Source organism: Nonomuraea roseoviolacea subsp. carminata (genome assembly GCF_024172185.1).
Lineage (GTDB): Bacteria > Actinomycetota > Actinomycetes > Streptosporangiales > Streptosporangiaceae > Nonomuraea > Nonomuraea roseoviolacea.
In genome coordinates this window covers 5066467-5082477 of sequence record NZ_JAMZEC010000001.1, presented here as the reverse complement: position 1 = coordinate 5082477, position 16011 = coordinate 5066467, and the positions used below count along the sequence as shown (strand labels likewise).

The 16011-nt window shown below is 72.8% G+C and carries 15 protein-coding genes; 5 read left to right on the top strand and 10 right to left on the bottom strand.

Annotated features, from left to right (window positions below; genetic code table 11):
* Positions 1-55: 55 nt before the first annotated feature.
* A complete protein-coding gene (locus HD595_RS23690) occupies positions 56-1702 on the top strand; it encodes an acetolactate synthase (RefSeq protein WP_253772522.1) in 1647 nt (548 codons plus the stop codon).
* Positions 1703-1708: 6 nt separating this feature from the next.
* On the opposite strand, the gene HD595_RS46010 is transcribed toward HD595_RS23690, so the two are convergent.
* The gene (locus tag HD595_RS46010) at positions 1709-3544 is read right to left on the bottom strand and encodes a serine/threonine protein kinase (protein WP_301309576.1); all 1836 of its coding nucleotides are present in this window, start codon (positions 3542-3544) and stop codon (positions 1709-1711) included.
* Positions 3545-3858: 314 nt separating this feature from the next.
* Between HD595_RS46010 and HD595_RS23680 the strand changes: the two genes are divergently transcribed.
* Complete coding sequence (locus HD595_RS23680; protein ID WP_253772520.1) at positions 3859-4242, top strand: thioesterase family protein; 384 nt, start codon at positions 3859-3861, stop codon at positions 4240-4242.
* Here HD595_RS23680 and HD595_RS23675 read toward each other — a convergent pair.
* From HD595_RS23675 to HD595_RS23645, 7 genes are all read right to left on the bottom strand, one after another.
* Positions 4232-4444 (bottom strand): biotin/lipoyl-binding carrier protein, encoded by a 213-nt coding sequence (locus HD595_RS23675; protein ID WP_253772518.1) that lies wholly within the window; start codon positions 4442-4444, stop codon positions 4232-4234. The two genes, HD595_RS23680 and HD595_RS23675, sit on opposite strands and share 11 nt — an antisense overlap.
* A gap of 33 nt (positions 4445-4477) precedes the next feature.
* Positions 4478-5866, bottom strand: a complete 1389-nt coding sequence (locus tag HD595_RS23670; protein ID WP_253772516.1) for an acetyl-CoA carboxylase biotin carboxylase subunit — start codon at positions 5864-5866, stop codon at positions 4478-4480.
* A gap of 324 nt (positions 5867-6190) precedes the next feature.
* Positions 6191-7456 (bottom strand): HD-GYP domain-containing protein, encoded by a 1266-nt coding sequence (locus HD595_RS23665; protein WP_253772514.1) that lies wholly within the window; start codon positions 7454-7456, stop codon positions 6191-6193.
* The gene (locus HD595_RS23660; protein WP_253772512.1) at positions 7453-8823 is read right to left on the bottom strand and encodes an HD-GYP domain-containing protein; all 1371 of its coding nucleotides are present in this window, start codon (positions 8821-8823) and stop codon (positions 7453-7455) included. The genes HD595_RS23665 and HD595_RS23660 overlap by 4 nt, the downstream gene beginning before the upstream one ends.
* Before the next feature lie 230 nt (positions 8824-9053).
* Positions 9054-9992 carry an NAD-dependent epimerase/dehydratase family protein gene (locus HD595_RS23655; protein WP_253772510.1) on the bottom strand — a complete coding sequence of 313 codons (939 nt, stop codon included), beginning with the start codon at positions 9990-9992 and terminating at the stop codon, positions 9054-9056.
* A gap of 10 nt (positions 9993-10002) precedes the next feature.
* The gene (gene rsrA / locus HD595_RS23650; RefSeq protein WP_253772507.1) at positions 10003-10269 is read right to left on the bottom strand and encodes a mycothiol system anti-sigma-R factor; all 267 of its coding nucleotides are present in this window, start codon (positions 10267-10269) and stop codon (positions 10003-10005) included.
* Positions 10266-10982, bottom strand: a complete 717-nt coding sequence (locus tag HD595_RS23645) for a sigma-70 family RNA polymerase sigma factor (RefSeq protein WP_420540718.1) — start codon at positions 10980-10982, stop codon at positions 10266-10268. Before HD595_RS23645 ends, rsrA begins: the two co-directional genes overlap by 4 nt.
* A 122-nt stretch (positions 10983-11104) precedes the next feature.
* Here HD595_RS23645 and HD595_RS23640 point away from each other — a divergent pair, with 122 nt between their 5' ends.
* Positions 11105-11893: a class I SAM-dependent methyltransferase gene (locus HD595_RS23640; RefSeq protein WP_253772505.1), complete on the top strand. Its 789-nt coding sequence runs from the start codon at positions 11105-11107 to the stop codon at positions 11891-11893.
* Between the two features lie 15 nt (positions 11894-11908).
* Here HD595_RS23640 and HD595_RS23635 read toward each other — a convergent pair whose 3' ends face one another.
* Positions 11909-12241 carry a TraR/DksA family transcriptional regulator gene (locus tag HD595_RS23635; RefSeq protein WP_253772503.1) on the bottom strand — a complete coding sequence of 111 codons (333 nt, stop codon included), beginning with the start codon at positions 12239-12241 and terminating at the stop codon, positions 11909-11911.
* Positions 12242-12395: 154 nt separating this feature from the next.
* On the bottom strand, positions 12396-13148 hold the full coding sequence (locus tag HD595_RS23630; RefSeq protein ID WP_253772500.1) for an SOS response-associated peptidase: 753 nt from the start codon (positions 13146-13148) through the stop codon (positions 12396-12398).
* A gap of 141 nt (positions 13149-13289) precedes the next feature.
* Here HD595_RS23630 and aroA point away from each other — a divergent pair, with 141 nt between their 5' ends.
* Positions 13290-14567 (top strand): 3-phosphoshikimate 1-carboxyvinyltransferase, encoded by a 1278-nt coding sequence (aroA, locus tag HD595_RS23625; protein ID WP_253772498.1) that lies wholly within the window; start codon positions 13290-13292, stop codon positions 14565-14567.
* A gap of 343 nt (positions 14568-14910) precedes the next feature.
* Positions 14911-15960, top strand: coding sequence for a ribosome small subunit-dependent GTPase A (gene rsgA, locus HD595_RS23620; RefSeq protein WP_253781282.1), 1050 nt, complete (start codon positions 14911-14913; stop codon positions 15958-15960).
* Positions 15961-16011: the final 51 nt, after the last annotated feature.

The following is a 16011-nucleotide window of genomic DNA, read 5'->3' as shown; positions in this document are numbered from 1 at the left end:
CGCCGTCCTTCGTTGCTTCCTGTTTACTCGTGTGACTGGTTGGTAAGTTCCCCGCATGGAGTCTGCGAAGCACGCCGGTGACGCCGCCGTCGCCGTGTCCAAGGCCTACGGCGTCGAGACCATGTTCACCCTGTCCGGAGGGCATGTCTTCCCCCTGTACGACGGCGCCGTCCACGAGGGGATGCGCATCCTCGACGTACGCCACGAGCAGAGCGCGGTGTTCGCCGCCGAGGCCACGGCCCGCCTGACGCGCAAACCCGGCCTGGCCGTGCTCACCGCGGGCCCCGGCGTCACCAACGGCGTCAGCGGCGTGGCCACGGCCCACTTCAACGGCTCCCCCGTGGTCGTCCTCGGCGGCCGGGCGCCGCGCTCGCGCTGGGGCAGCGGCGCCCTGCAGGAGATGGACCACCCGCCGCTGCTCGGCCCGATCACCAAGCTGGCCTTCACCTCCAGCGACGCCGAGACGCTCGGCCAGGACGTCGAGGTGGCCTTCCGCACGGCCGTCGCGCCCCACCGCGGCCCCGTCTTCCTCGACATGCACATGGACGACCTGTTCTCGCCGTCCACCGTCCACGAGGTCGAGACGCAGACCCCCTCGCCGCTGGAGCCCGACCCCGACTCGCTGGCCGCCATCGCCCGCCTGATCGCCGAGGCCGAGCGTCCCGTGCTCGTCTACGGGTCGGACGTGTGGATGGAGCGCGCCGAGGAGGCCGCCCGCGACTTCGCCGAGACCTGGCGGCTGCCCGTCATCCCCAACGGCCAGGGCCGTGGCATCCTGCCCGCCGGCCACGACCTGCTCGTCACCCGCGCCCGCGGCCTCGCCTTCTCCCAGGCCGACCTCGTCGTGGTCGTCGGCACGCCGCTCGACTTCCGCCTGGGCTACGGCTGGTTCGGCGGCAAGGACGGCGCCCCGCTGGCCAAGGTGGTCCACATCGCCGACGCGCCGTCGCAGCTCGCCACCCACATGCAGCCGGTCGCCTCGGCCGCCGGCGACCTCTCCGTGGTCTTCTGGGGCCTCACGGCGGCCTGCGGCGAGGCCGGGGTCAAGCCCGACCACCACGCCGCCTGGGTGTCCCGCCTGGCGGACGCGGCCGCCGCCGCCATCGCCGGCGACGCCGACCTGCTCGCCGCCGACTCCGACCCCATCCACCCGATGCGCATCTACGGCGAGCTGGGCAAGGTGCTGGACGACGACGCCGTGGTCATCGGCGACGGCGGCGACTTCGTCTCCTACGCCGGCAAGTACGTCGAGCCGCGCCGCCCCGGCAACTGGCTCGACCCCGGCCCCTACGGCTGCCTCGGCACCGGCCTCGGCTACGCCATCGCGGCCCGCCTGGCCCGGCCGTCCGCGCAGATCGTGCTGCTCATGGGCGACGGCGCGGCCGGCTTCTCGCTCATGGACGTCGACACGCTCGTCCGCCACCGCCTGCCCGTCGTCATGGTCTGCGGCAACAACGGCATCTGGGGCCTGGAGAAGCACCCCATGCGCATGCTGTACGGCTACGACGTGGCCGCCGACCTCCAGCCGCAGTGCCGCTACGACCAGGTGGTCACGGCGCTCGGCGGCGGCGGCGAGCTGGTGACCAGGCCCTCGGAGATCGGGCCCGCGCTGCGCCGCGCCTTCGACTCCGGCGTGCCGTACATGGTCAACATCGCCACCGACCCCGAGATCGCCTACCCGCGCAACACGACGGGGGTGTGAGGCCCGCTAGTTCTTGTACGGGGACGTGGCCCCGGTGGGCGTGGGGCTGCCGGAGGGGCAGGTGCCGCCCTCGATGAGCACCAGGGTGACGGGCTTCTTGAGGGCGAGCTGCGTACCGGCCTCGGGGATCGACTCGCCGACCCTGAGGCAGTCCAGCGGCACCGCGCCCCGGGTCTGGTCGTCGTACTTGACCGTGAATCCGGCGTTCTGGATGGCCGCCCGCGCCTGCGGATAGGGCATCTCCACCACGTGCGGCACGGCCCTCCTGGTGACCGCCGGCGTGGGTGTGGGCGTGGGCGTCTTCTTGGTGGTGGACGGCGTGGGTGTGGGCGACCTGGTGGGCTCCCGGGTCGGCTCCTCCGTCGCCGCCGGCTCCTCGGTCTCGGTCTCCCGCGTCGGGACAGGCTCGTGGGTCGACGGCCTGGACTTGGGGGTCCTGGTGGGCTTGGTCTTGGTCGCCTTGGGCGTGTCGGAGGTCTCCGAGCCCGCCTTCGCCGCCGTGGCGGTGGGGACGGGCGGGTCGTCCACGGTGTTCAGGCCGGTCAGGGCGACGGCGCCGGCGCCCGCGCCGAGCACCACCGCGGCGGCGATGCCCGCGATCAGGCCGCCCCTGCGCGGCGCCTTCCCGCCGCGCCTGCCCTGCCGGGGATGGGCGACGGTGGTGGCGTCCTGGGCCTGGAAGCCGCCCGTGCGCTGACCGCCCCCCTGAGGAGGCTGCTGGGACTCGTGGGCGCCGGTCTGCGGGTAGCCGTCGGAGTGGTGGGCGCCCGCCTGGTAGCCGCCCTGGTGAGCCCCCGCCTGGTGAGCCCCGGTCTGGTAGCCGCCCGGCTGGGCGCCTGCCGGGTAGCCGGCCTGCTGGGCTCCCGTCTGGTAGCCGCTCTGGTGGGCGCCGGTCTGGTAGCCGTCCTGGGGGTGCGCGCCGGTCGGGTGGCCCGCGGCGGGAGGGGCGCCGGTCGGGCCGGGATGCGTGGGCGCGGCCATCGTGGCCCCGGTGACGTGCGGCGTCGGGCCCGGCAGGGCCGGCGTCTGGCCGTTGGCGATCTGGCGGGCCGTCTCGCTCATCGCCTTGGCCGTGGGGAAGCGTCGCGCCGGGTCCTTGGACAGGGCGCACTCCACCAGCGCCCGCACCGCCGGCGGGATGTCCGCGGGCAGCGGGGGCGGCGCCTCCCGGATGTGCTTGAGCGCGATCGTGACGGCGCTGTCACCGTCGAAGGGACGCTGTCCGGCCAGGCACTCGTACGCCACGACGCCGAGCGCGTAGATGTCGACGGCGGGCGTCACCGGAGCGCCCTCGGCCTGCTCCGGCGCGCAGTAGGCGGCCGTGCCGAGCACCATGCCGGCGTCGGTGAGGCGGTTGGCGAGGTCGGACCGGGCGATGCCGAAGTCGGTGAGCACGAGCGTGCCGTCGCGCTGCACGAGCAGGTTGCCGGGCTTGACGTCGCGGTGCACGATGCCCTGCTCGTGGACGGCCTGCAACGCCGCCGCGGCCTGCGCGATCAGCTCCATCGCCGCCTGGGGCGGGATCCGGCCCAGGCGGGCCAGCAGCCGGTCGAGCGGCTCGCCGTCCACGAACTTCATCACGAGGTAGACGGTGTCGCCGCTGACGCCGTAGTCGTAGACGTCGACCACGCCCGAATGGTTGATCGTGGCCATCGCCCGCGCCTCCCCCTGGAAGCGGGCGACGAAGCCAGGGTCGTCCATGCGGCCCGGGAGCAGCACCTTGACGGCGACGGTGCGGGCCAGCACGACGTCCTCGCCCCGCCACACCTCGCCCATGCCGCCGGCGCCGATGCGGGTATCCAGGCGATACCGCCCCGCCAGCGTCGTCCCTTGGGCCACCATGAATCCCCCGTTACCCCTTCGCCTCTGCGACCTCTCCCACCCCGGGGCTCTCCAACAAAGCGGACTTGTGTCGCGGTGAGATCACGCAGAGGTCACGGAATTCCGAGAGTGTACGACTCAGAAATCCCAGACGCCACTTAACGCACACAAGCCGTACAAACCCTATCCTGCGGCCTGGAGGCCGCACTTGTCCGGGGATTGACGAGATCAGCATGCCTTGACGTCGCGTGATCACCCTCACGCGACGGCCCGCCACGGCGGTCGGTCGTCGGCGCCCAGACCGCGCGCCGGTCGGTCGTGAGTACGCTGGCGTCATGACGATCGCGCCCGGTCTCCGCTCCCAGTTGCTCATCATGGTGGAGCGCGAGGACACGGCTCAGAAGGTCGGCAGCGGTGACGTGCCGGTGCTCGCCACGCCCAAGCTGCTCGCCTTCGCCGAGATGGCGACCGTCCAGGCCGTGCGCCCCCACCTCGCGCCCGGCCAGAGCACGGTCGGCACCCGGGTGGAGCTGGAGCACCTGGCCCCGAGCCCGCTGGGCGCGCACGTCCAGTTCACCACCGAGCTCACCCAGGTCGACGGCAAGCGGCTGGTCTTCGCGTTCGAGGCACGCGGCAGGGACAGGCTCGTCGGCCGGGGCACGATCGAGCGCGTGGTGGTCGACCGCGCCGCGTTCGTGGAGCGCGCGACTACTCGATGACGGCGATCAGGTCGCCCTCCTGGATGACGTCGCCCTCGTTGACCTTGAGCTGCCTCACCACGCCGTCGTCCTCGGTGATGACCGGGATCTCCATCTTCATCGACTCGAGGATGACCAGGGTGTCGCCGTCCGACACCGTGTCACCCTCCTTGACGACGACCTTCCACACGTTCGCCACCATCTCGGCGCGTACCTCAGCCACCGGGACTCCCCTCTTTCAACAGATCCAAGGATGTCATGCGCGCCCGCCGCGCATCCGGCCGACCAGCCCGGTGTCATAGTCACCCGAGGCGAACTCCGCCTCGTCCAGCAGCTCGGCGCAGAACGGCAGGTTGTTCTTCGGCCCTTCCACGGTGAAACCGGCGATCGCCTCGCGGGCCCGCTCCAGCGCCTGGCCGCGCGTCTCGCCGTGGACGCAGAGCTTGGCCATGAGGGGGTCGTAGAACGGGGTGACCGTGTTGCCCTCCTCGTAGCCGGAGTCGACGCGCACGCCCTCGCCGGCGGGCTCCGTCCACGCGGTGATCTTGCCAGGTCCGGGGAAGAAGCGCTTGGGGTCCTCGGCGTAGACGCGGAACTCGAAGGCGTGTCCGCGCACCTCGGGACGCACCTCCGGCTGCTCTCCGGCGGCCACCCGAAGCTGGAGCTCCACCAGGTCGAGCCCGGTGACGAGCTCGGTGACCGGGTGCTCCACCTGGAGGCGGGTGTTCATCTCCAGGAAGACGAAGTCCTGCTTGTCGGCGTCGACCAGGCACTCGACGGTGCCGGCGCCGAGGTAGCCCACCGCCTCGCCGGCCCGCACGGCGGCGGCCAGCATGCGCTCGCGCAGCTCCGGCGTGATGCCGGGGGACGGTGACTCCTCGACCACCTTCTGGTGGCGGCGCTGCACGGAGCAGTCGCGCTCGCCCAGCGCCACGACGGTGCCGTCGGGCAGGCCGAGGATCTGCACCTCGACGTGGCGGGCCCGCTCGATGTAGCGCTCCAGCAGGATCGCGGGACCGGCCAGCGCGTCGCCCTCGCCGCCCTCGGCCGCGGCCGCCGCGAACCGGGCCGCCGCCCTGGCCGCCTGCTCGTACGCCTTGGCCAGGGCCTCCTCGTCGTGGGCGACGCTCATGCCGATGCCACCGCCGCCGCCCGCGGTCTTGACCATGACCGGGTAGCCGATGTCCAAGGCGGCCTTCTGCGCCAGCTCCAGGTCGGTGACGGGCTCGCGGGTGCCCGCGGCCACCGGCACGCCGGCGTCCTCCATCAGGTTGCGCGCGTTGATCTTGTCGCCCATCCGGTCGATCGCCTCGGGCGCCGGGCCGATCCAGACCAGACCGGCCTCGACGACGGCGCGGGCGAACGCGGCGTTCTCGGCGAGGAAGCCGTAACCGGGGTGGACGGCGCGCGCTCCCGTGGCGCGCGCGGCCTCCAGCACCTTGCCGGCGTCGAGGTAGCTCTGCGCGGGGTTGGCCGGGCCGATCAGCACGGCCTCGTCGGCCTCGCGCACGAACGGCAGGTCGGCGTCGGCCTCGGAGTGGACGGCGATGGCGCGCAGGCCCATCCGCTTGACCGTGCGGATGATCCGCCGTGCGATCTCCCCTCGGTTGGCGACCAGAACGGGTCCGAGCGTCTCAGTAAGCACGCCGCCCACCTTACGGGCGGCGTGTCTCGCGCCCGTTCCGCTGAAACGACCGATCCGGAGAGCGCGATCTGTAGGAATCCCACAATGGCGGACGATCCGGAACGCACCGGGAACGAGGATGCGCGCGTTCGGGCTATAGGGGTCGGACGAGCGGACGCCCTCGCCGCCCGGTCCGGCCGTGCGCCGGCGCTGGGGCGGGGCTGGGGCCGCGCTGAGGCGGCGCTGGGGTGGCCCTCCGGCGCGGCTGGGGCGGCCCTGGGGCGCCCGCTGGGATGATGCCGGGGCTCGGGGACGGTTGGCGACGACAGAGACGGGTGCGCGGCGTCAGAGACGGTGGACGGCGGCGAGGCGGTCGATGACCCGCGACAGCGCCTCGATGGCGGCCGGGTCGTAGGCGGTGCCGGCGGCCAGGCGGACGCGTTCGAGCGCCGCTCCCGCCCGGTCGCGGTCGGTGGAACCGCCGACCAGGTCGTCGTAGGCGTTGGCGACCTTGATGATGCGGCTCGACAGCGGCGGGTCGTCGCCGATGGGGTCGCACTGGCGGCGCACCACGTCGGCCACCCGGTCCAGCACGCCCGTCTGCTTGATGACCTCGGCGCCCAGCTCGGCGATGCGCCGGGCCTGCTCCGGGTCGGCCAGCACGGTGGCGCCGCCGGGGATCGGGTCGCGCAGCGAGAGCTGGCCGATGTCGTGCATGAGCGCGGCGTACTCCAGCTCCAGCAGCTCCGGCTCGGCCATCCCCAGCTCCCGGCCGATGGCCACGGCCAGGCGGCTCACCCGGCGCGAGTGGCCCGGCTCGACGTACCCGCCGACCTCGGTGACGCGCGACAGCGCGCGTACGGTCTGCAGGTAGGTGGCGCGGATCCCCGCGTACTTGCGGAAGGCCACCTGCGTGACCAGCAGCGGCGCCGCGAACACCAGCAGGGCGACGAGGTCCATGCTGTGGGTGGCCAGGGCGAGCAGCACGCCGGAGGCGGCCACCGCCGCGCCCAGCGGGAAGGCCATGTTCAGCTCGTCGCGCACCGCGACCCGGAAGGCGGTGCGCACCTGCTCGGCCCGCAGCAGCGCGGCGATCAGCACGTCCACCAGCAGCGTGACGGCGATCAGCACCACCATCACCGCGAGCGCCGGCCACCACGTCGGGTCGGGCCCCTGCGTGAGCTTGAACAGCGGGTCGGCCAGCGGCCGGAACGCGAAGGCCAGCAGCGCGCCGGTGAGCAGCCGGCGGGCCATCGCGTCGAGCCGCGGCGGCCGGCCGACCGCGAGGTGCGGCAGCGCTCCGGCGATCATGCCGACGGCGATCACCGCCACGACCTGGAGCGCCGAGTGGCGGAGCTGGTCCTGGCTGAGGTCGAGCAGCAGCGTGTAGCCGAGGGCGGCGGCGGCCCCGATGGGCGCCACCTCCCGGTTGCCCGGCATGGTGAGCCGGGCCAGCTCTCCCACCGCGATGAGCGCGCCGAACCCGACGGCGATCTCGGGATGGTCGAGCCGGGTGGCGGCCGTGTGCGCCACCCCGGCGACGGCGACCAGCCCGGCCGCGCAGATCAGCAGGAGCTGACCGGAGTCGAGGCCCTGGAAGGCCCGGCTCACGGCCCGCTCACCACTTCGATGGGCATCGTCGGGTCGTCGTGGTCCTTGACCGCGGCCTCGTCGGCGTCGGGCGGCGGCGGCTCGACGCGGCGGGGCGGCTGCCACGGCTGGTGTTCGAGCGCCTTGACGAAGGCGCTGACCATGACGGGGTCGAACTGGGTGCCCGCGTTCTTGCGCAGCTCCTCCACGGCCACCTCGACCGGCCGCGCGCCCCGGTAGGAGCGGTCGGAGGTCATCGAGTCGAACGCGTCGGCCACCGCGATGATCCGCGCGAACTCCGGGATCTCGTCGCCGGCCAGCCCCATGGGGTAGCCCCGGCCGTCGTGGCGCTCGTGGTGGTGCATGATCCCGGCGTACGCCTCGTCGAGGAAGTCGATGCCGCGCACGATCTCCAGCCCCCGCATGGGGTGGAGCTGGATCGCGGCGAACTCCTCCTCGGTGAGCGGCCCCTCCTTCTGCAGCACCTTGGTCGGCACGCCGAGCTTGCCCACGTCGTGCAGCATGCCCGCGTAGCGGATGGCCCGCAGCCGCTCCTGGCCCATGCCGATCTCCTGGGCGATCATGCTGGAGGCGGCCGACACGCGGGTGCAGTGGCCCCGGGTGTAGTAGTCCTTGGTCTCCACCGCCTGGCACAGGGCCGCGATGGTGGCGTCGTACGAGCGCTGCTGGGCGTGGTACTGGCCGAACGCCCATCGGGCGACGAACAGCGGGACCAGCACCAGCACCGCCGAGATCGACTGCACGGTCGCCCACAGCCCGGCCACGAGCAGCCCGAACGTGCCGTACCCGAGGTACGACAGCAGGAACTGGGCCAGGCCCCGCATCGGGACCTCCACGGCCCGCACCCCGGTCGCCAGGCGGATCATGGTGAGCGTGAGCAGGATGTTCAGCGGCACGAACACCGCCGTGGCCGCGACGTAGGGGCCGATCAGGTCGTCGAAGGCGTGCACCTCCGGCACCCCGATGCGGCCCCCCAGCCGTACGTAGACCCAGCCGGCCGCGTGACCGCAGATGGCGAACTGCGCGCCGTTGAAGAGCCGCTTGACCAGCGGCAGCCCGGGCCGGACGCTGAACACCGCGGTGAACCCGACGAGCGCCGTGCCCTCGGGCCCGAGCAGCACCACGGCCGCGAGCGCGGCCGAGAAGCTGACCGACACCGCGAACTGCTCCACGTTGAGCAGGGTCGGCATCGACTCGCACACGAGGAACAGCAGGGCCAGCACGAGCAGCGTGCCCAGCTCCTCGGTGCCCAGGTGGCCGGGGGCCATCGCCTGCCCGAGGGTGGTCGCGCTGTGGGCGACGACCCCGACCCCGAGGGCGATGACGGTGACCAGGTAGGCCCTCGCGGGCCACGACAGTTCACGCATTGCGGCCTCTCACGGCCGGTTCAGGTCCACGAGACCCCGGGCGGGATGAGCCCCCCGCCCGTGATCAGCAGCGCGACAGGAGCGATCAACGTGATACCCGTGATCAGGCGGGCGATCCATGTCTTCGACATCCGCTGTGCCTCCCCCTTGATTCCTGGGGCTCACGCTACAGAACGCCGGGGCATCGCACCCGCGGAGTCACGAATCGCAAGCAAAGCGTAATCAACCGGCTACCCCCGGCGACTCCTGGCCCACTCGACGGTGGCCTTCAGGCCGGTGGCGAGGTCGGTGCGCGGCTGCCAGCCGAGCCCGTCGTAGGCGGGCACCGGATCGACCGCCATGGCGGGCAGGTCGCCCAGCCGGGGCGGCGCGAACCCGGGCTTGTCCGGCCGGCCCGCCGCGTCGGCGATGAGGGTGTGCAGCCTGCGGTCGGTGGTCTGGATGCCGGTGCCGAGGTTGAACCTGCGGCCGTCGCCGGCCTGGCCGCACGCCCGGACGAACCCGTCGACCACGTCGTCGACGTAGACGTAGTCGCGGGTCTGGCCGCCGTCGCCGTAGACGACCGTGGGGGTGCCGCTGAGCAGGCCGTCGGTGAAGATCGCGATCACGCCGGCCTCGCCCTCGGGCGACTGGCGCGGGCCGTACACGTTGGACAGCACGAGCGTCGTGCACTCGATGCCGTGCAGGGCGCGGAAGGTGGCGAGGTAGGTCTCGCCGCTGAGCTTGGAGGCCGCGTACGGCGAGCGCGGGTCGGTCGGCGCGTCGCCCGGCACCGGGATCGTGGCGGGACGGCCGTAGACGGCGACGGAGGAGGCGAAGACCACCTTGCGCGCGCCGCCGGCGTGGGCGGCGGCCAGCACCGACGCGGTGCCCACCACGTTGACCCGGGCGTCGTGGACCGGGTCGGCGACGCTGCGGCGGACGCTGATCTGCGCGGCCAGGTGGCAGACCACCTCCGGCCGGGCCTCGGCGGCCAGGTCGGCCAGCGCGGGATCGCACACGTCGAGCACCCGCAGCCGGAAGCGGTCGCTGGTCAGGGCGCCGGCCAGGTTGTCGCGGTCGCCGGACGACAGGTCGTCCACCACGACGACCTCGTGCCCGTCGGCCAGCAGCCGATCGACGAGATTGGACCCGATGAAACCGGCACCACCGGTGACGAGCACGCGCATGGGCCGGATTTTAGTCGGCCAGCTCGCCTCTCACCTGCGCGATGCGCGCGAGAACCTTGGACCGCAGGTCGCCGGGCAGCGGGTCGCAGCCGCAGTGCTTGGCGACCAGCTGCTTGACCACCTTGTCGAGGTCGTACTCCTTCAGGCACGGGCCGCACTCGTCGAGGTGGACGCGGATGTCGACGCAGTCGCCCTCCTCGAGCTCGCCGTCGAGGTAGGCGTAGACCTTGTCGAGCACCTCACGACAGTCGGTCTCGTGCGGGTTGCCGCAGCTCATTTGGAACCCTCCGCGGGGACAAGGCCACGCTCGCGTGCGTAGTCCTCCAGGTGCGCCCGCAACTGCCTGCGGCCGCGGTGGAGCCTCGACATGACGGTGCCGATCGGAGTGCCCATGATGTCGGCGATCTCCTTGTACGGAAAGCCCTCGACGTCGGCGAGGTAGACCGCGATGCGGAACTCCTCGGGAAGCGCGGCCAGCGCCTCCTTGATGTCGCCGTCGGGGAGGTGCTCGAGCGCCTCGACCTCGGCGGACTTCAGGCCGCTCGACGTGTGCGACTCGGCGCGGGCGAGCTGCCAGTCCTCGATCTCCTCGGTGCCCGACTGCTTGGGCTCGCGCTGCTTCTTGCGGTAGCTGTTGATGAAGGTGTTCGTCAGGATCCGGTACAGCCAGGCCTTGAGGTTGGTGCCCTCCTGGAACTGGTGGAAGGACGCGAACGCCTTGGCGAAGGTCTCCTGGAGCAGGTCCTCGGCGTCGGATGGGTTGCGGGTCATCCGGAGCGCCGCGCTGTAGAGCTGCTCGAGATACGGCATCGCTTCGCGCTCGAACCGCTCGCCGCGCTGCTCGAGAGTCTCCGCGCCTGTCGCGGGCACCAGGCCCACCCCCCTAAGATCACCGGTGGCCGGTTGTGCCGGGACACCGTACTCAGGGGAGAATACCCGCTCGTCCTGCGGCGCCCGGCCACCGGGGAGCGGGTCCAAGAGTGTGAGCATGCTCGTCGCAACACGCCCGTGCCCGCGTCTGTTCCCGCAAGATGGAAGGTGACGAACGACCCGGTGCGGGGAAAACCATACGTACCGGCTGGTAGCCATTTTCCGGAACCCAGGAGTCGCGTGTGCTGCCCATTCCGGCCGAGGAACTGAACGGCTCAGGGACGCTCGGACCGTACTGGACCTTCTACCGTGCCGTCGTGGCCGAGCAGTTGAGCCGGTGGCTTCCCGCCGCACCCGCCACGGTGCTCGACCTGTCCGGCGGGCGCGGGCGGTGGTCCGGCCAGCTCGCCAGGGCCGGGCACCGCGTGATCGAGGTGCTCGACTTCCGGCGGGTCGCCGACCCCCAGTCGAGGCTGCGGGCCGTGGACGGCCAGCCGTGGCTGCGCGAGGCCGACGCCCCGGGCCACGAGGCCGGCGAGGTGCGCCAGGTACGCGCCGACGACCTGTCGTTCCTGCCGGACGAGAGCGTCGACGCGGTCGTCGCCGAGGAGCGGGCCATGTCGATCGAGCTGATGGCCGAGTCGGTGATGAGCGACGTGGCGCGCGTGCTGCGGCCGGGCGGGCGCGCGCTGGTCTGCGTCGACTCGCTGGTGCTGGGCATGGCGATCCTGGCCGAGCAGGGCCAGTGGCAGCACCTGCGCCAGACCGGCGAGGTCATGCTCGTGCCGTGGCCCGACGGCAGCATCACCCGCTGCTTCAGCAGCGCGCAGCTGCGCGAGCTCGTCATGGGTGCGGGGCTTGAGGTGGAGTGGGTGCGTCCGCGCACGGTGCTGTCGCCCTCGACGGTCGACCACGTGCTCGGCTCCGGCACCCGCGCGCTGAACTGGCTGGTGCGCACGGAGCTGGAGGCGCACCCGGACGACGACGACACGGTCGGCATCCACCTGGTGGCCAGCGCCCGCAAGGTCTGACCCGCGCCCCGGCGCTCAGCGGCGGCGTTCGCGCTTCCCCTGGCACTGCACGCACCGCGCGGCCTCGGGACGCGCCTCCAGCCGGCCCTCGGGCACCGGCTTGGCGCAGTCGACGCACCGGCCGTACGTGCCCTCGTCGAGGCGTTTGAGCGCGTCCAGGACGGCCCGCCGCTGCGTCGTGGCGACGGTCAGCATGGCCTGGGCGCGGTCGGCGTCGCTGAGGTCGGAGCCGGCGTCGGCCGGCGAGCGGTCGTCGACCGAGAGGGGATCCCCTCGTAAGACGCCGATCGAACGGTCGAGGTCGGCGAGCATCTGCTGCAGCCGCTGGCGAGCGGACGTGACCTCCACGGATCCGCACCTCCGGGTGAATGACGGCAACCCGCGGCGGGACTCCCCGGTTGTCCCGCGCGGAGCTTGGGGGGCAATGTGGTGGCGGTGACTCGTAGTAAGCGAATGCACCGCTTTCCTCACCGAATGCCCACTTGACCGGGCTTTTACACCTTCAGAAGAGGGCGGGAGCCTCCTCGGGCGGGAGCGGCTTGATGAGGTCCGGGCCGTTGTTGCGGACGTTGTTGACGTCGGTGGAGACGGGGATCGCCGCCAGCCGGCCGGGACTCGCGGGCACCAGCAGCCCCGAGACGGTCCCGGTGTCGGTGAGCTTGGGGTCGAGCCACTCGGCCCACCGGTCCTGCTCGATCATCATGGGCATCCGGTCGTGGATGCGGCCCAGCTCGTCCTCCGCGTCCGTGGTGATGACGGTGCAGGTGACGAGCCACTTGAGCGGGTCGTCGTCCTCGCGCGAGGGGTCCTTCCAGAACTCGTACAGGCCGGCCATCGCCAGCACCCCGCCGTCGTCCGGGCGGATGAAGTACGGCTGCTTGCGCTTCTTGCCGTCGTCGCCCTCGACCGGCATCCACTCGAAGTAGCCGTCGGCGGGCAGCAGGCACCTGCGCTTGGCGAACGCCTGCCGGAACGACGGCTTCTCCGCCAGCGTCTCGGCCCGGGCGTTGATCATGCGTGAGCCGATCGACGGGTCCTTGGCCCAGGCGGGCACCAGCCCCCATCGCACGATCCTGAGCTGCCGCACCGCCCGCTCGGCCTCCTTGGGCACGCGGCTGAGCACGGCGTAGACGTTCTTGGTCGGGGCCACGTTGTAGTCGGCGCCCAGCTCCTTGTCGGGGTCGCCGTCGAGCTCGACCTGGAACTCCTCCAGCAGCTCGTGCTTCTTGCGCGCCGACGCGTATCTACCGCACATGCCCCCACATTGCCACGTACGGCTTTCGCTCGCGTGTTCCCACCGCATCTTCGACCTGTGTCCGTGCCGCCCACCCTGCCCGCGGCCCGCCCTCGGCCAGGACGACGGCCGCTCCGCCCCTGGCCCGATAGGCTTGGACCCATGCCCGCTCAGCACTGGCCCGCTCCCGTCGCCACCGGCCCCGTGGCCGCGTCCGTCGAGCTGCCCGGCTCCAAGTCGGTCACCAACCGCGCCCTCGTGCTCGCCGCCCTCGCCGAGGGTCCCGGCACCGTGCGCAGGGCGCTGCGCAGCCGCGACGCCGACCTCATGGTCGCCGCCCTGCGCGCCCTCGGCGCGATGCTGGAGCCGATGGCCGAGACCTCGGCCTCGGTCGACTGGCGGGTGACCCCGGGCCCGGTGCGCGGCGGCGCGCACGTCGACGCCGGCCTGGCGGGCACCGTGATGCGGTTCGTCCCGCCGGTGGCGGCCCTGGCCGACGGCCCGGTGACGTTCGACGGCGACCCGCACGCGCGCAAGCGTCCGATGGGCCCGATCCTCGACGCGCTGCGCGCCCTGGGCGCCCGCGTGGAGGGCGACGCGCTGCCTTTCACGGTCGGCGGCCCGGTCGCGGGCGGCGAGGTCACGATCGACGCGTCGGCGTCGTCCCAGTTCGTCTCGGGGCTGCTGCTCACGGCGGCGCGCTTCGAGAAGGGCGTCACGATCCGCCACTCCGGCCCGCCGGTGCCGTCGCAGCCGCACATCGACATGACCGTGCAGATGCTGCGCGCGGCGGGCGTGCGCGTCGACGACGGCGAGCGCGACGTGTGGCGGGTCGAGCCCGGCCCCATCGCGCCACGCGACCTCACGGTCGAGCCCGACCTGTCCAACGCGGCCCCGTTCCTGGCCGCGGCCATGGTCACGGGAGGCACGGTCACGGTCCCGGGCTGGCCGGCCGTCACCACGCAGCCGGGCGACGCGCTGCGCGGCCTGCTCACCGACATGGGCGCCACCGTCCACCTGGGCGACGACGGCGCACTGTCGGTCACGGGCTCGGGCCGGATCGAAGGCATCGACGCCGACCTGCGCGAGGTGGGCGAGCTGACGCCCACGATCGCCGCCCTGGCCGCGCTGGCGTCCTCACCGAGCCGCGTACGCGGGGTGGCGCACCTGCGCGGCCACGAGACCGACCGCCTCGCTGCGCTGGCCACCGAGATCAACCGCCTCGGCGGCGACGCCGAGGAGACCGACGACGGCCTGATCATCCGGCCGCGCCCGCTGCGCGGCGGCCTCTTCCACAGCTACGACGACCACCGCATGGCCACGGCCGGGGCGGTCATCGGGCTCGCGGTGCCGGGCGTCGAGGTCGAGAACATCGCGACGACCGGCAAGACCCTCCCGGAGTTCACGGCCATGTGGGCGTCGATGCTGGGCGCGGAATGAACGCGCCCGGCCCCAGGGTGACCACGCGGCGCCCGTCGGCATCCCACCTCCTCGGGGAGGGCGAGGGGACACGCACGGCGGCATCACGCATGGCCGCTACGGGCGCGGAGACGTTGCATGCGCCCGTCGTACGGGGGAAGGCGCATACAGCGTCGTCCCCGGCGCTGAAGGCGCGTGAGACGGTGTCCACGGCCTCTCCCCGCACGCGCGGGACGGCACGGAGGGTGTCGTCGGTCGCGTCCGGCGGGCTGGAGGACGGCGCAGGACGTGCGGCCTCGACGCCCGGGCTCCGGGCTTGGGGGCCGCTGGAGGCATGCAGGAACGATCGCAGGGGTGAAGACCGCTGAGGAAGCGGGAGTACGACGAGGACGACGTGCGGGTCAGGCCGGGCAAGGGGTCACGGCCACGGACCCGTATCCGGCCTGCGCACGAGGACGCCGTCGAAGGGTTCATCGTGGCGGTCGACCGGGGCCGCTACACCGCGCTGGTCGAGACGGAGCGGCCCAGGGGTTCGGCCGCCAAGCGCGGGGCGCAGCAGCGTTCGCGCCTGGTCGTCGCGATGAAGGCCCGCGAGCTGGGCCGTAAGGGCATCGTGGTGGGCGACCGGGTGGCGCTGGTCGGCGACGTGTCGGGGCACGCCGACACGCTGGCCCGCGTGGTGCGGGTGGAGCCGCGCACCTCGATGCTGCGGCGCTCCGCCGACGACACGGACGACACCGACGGCATCGAACGGCCGATCGTGGCCAACGCCGACCAGCTCGTCATCGTCACCGCGCTGGCCGACCCGCCGCCGCGGCCCCGGATGATCGACCGGATCCTCGTCGCCGCGTTCGACGCCGAGATCGAGCCGCTGCTCTGCCTCACCAAGTCCGACCTCGCGCCGCCCGACGACCTGCTCGCGCTCTACCGGCCGCTCGGCGTCCCGCACGTCGTGGTGCGCAAGGGCGGCTCGCTGGACGAGCTCCGCGAGCACCTGGAGGGCCGCCTCAGCGTGCTCGTGGGCCACTCAGGGGTGGGCAAGTCGACCCTGGTCAACGCGCTCGTCCCGGACGCCAACCGAGCGGTCTCCCAGGTCAACGCGGTGACCGGCCGCGGCCGCCACACCTCGACGTCGGCGGTCGCCCTGGAGCTGCCGGAGGGCGGCTGGATCATCGACACGCCCGGCGTGCGCAGTTTCGGCCTGGCCCACGTGTCGGTCGAGACGGTGCTCGCGAGCTTCCCCGACCTGGTGGAAGGCACGGTCACCTGTCCCAAGGGCTGCACGCATCTGAGTGACGGGTGCGCCCTGGACGCGTGGGTGGCGGCCGGGCACGCCGACCCGGCCCGCCTGGAGTCGCTCCGCCGCCTGCTGGGCAGCCGCGACGGCGCCCCGGACGAGTCCCCCGCCGCCTGAGGCAGCCGGTCGCGAAGCAGCCCCGCTGCGAGCCTGCCGACGCCCGGCCCG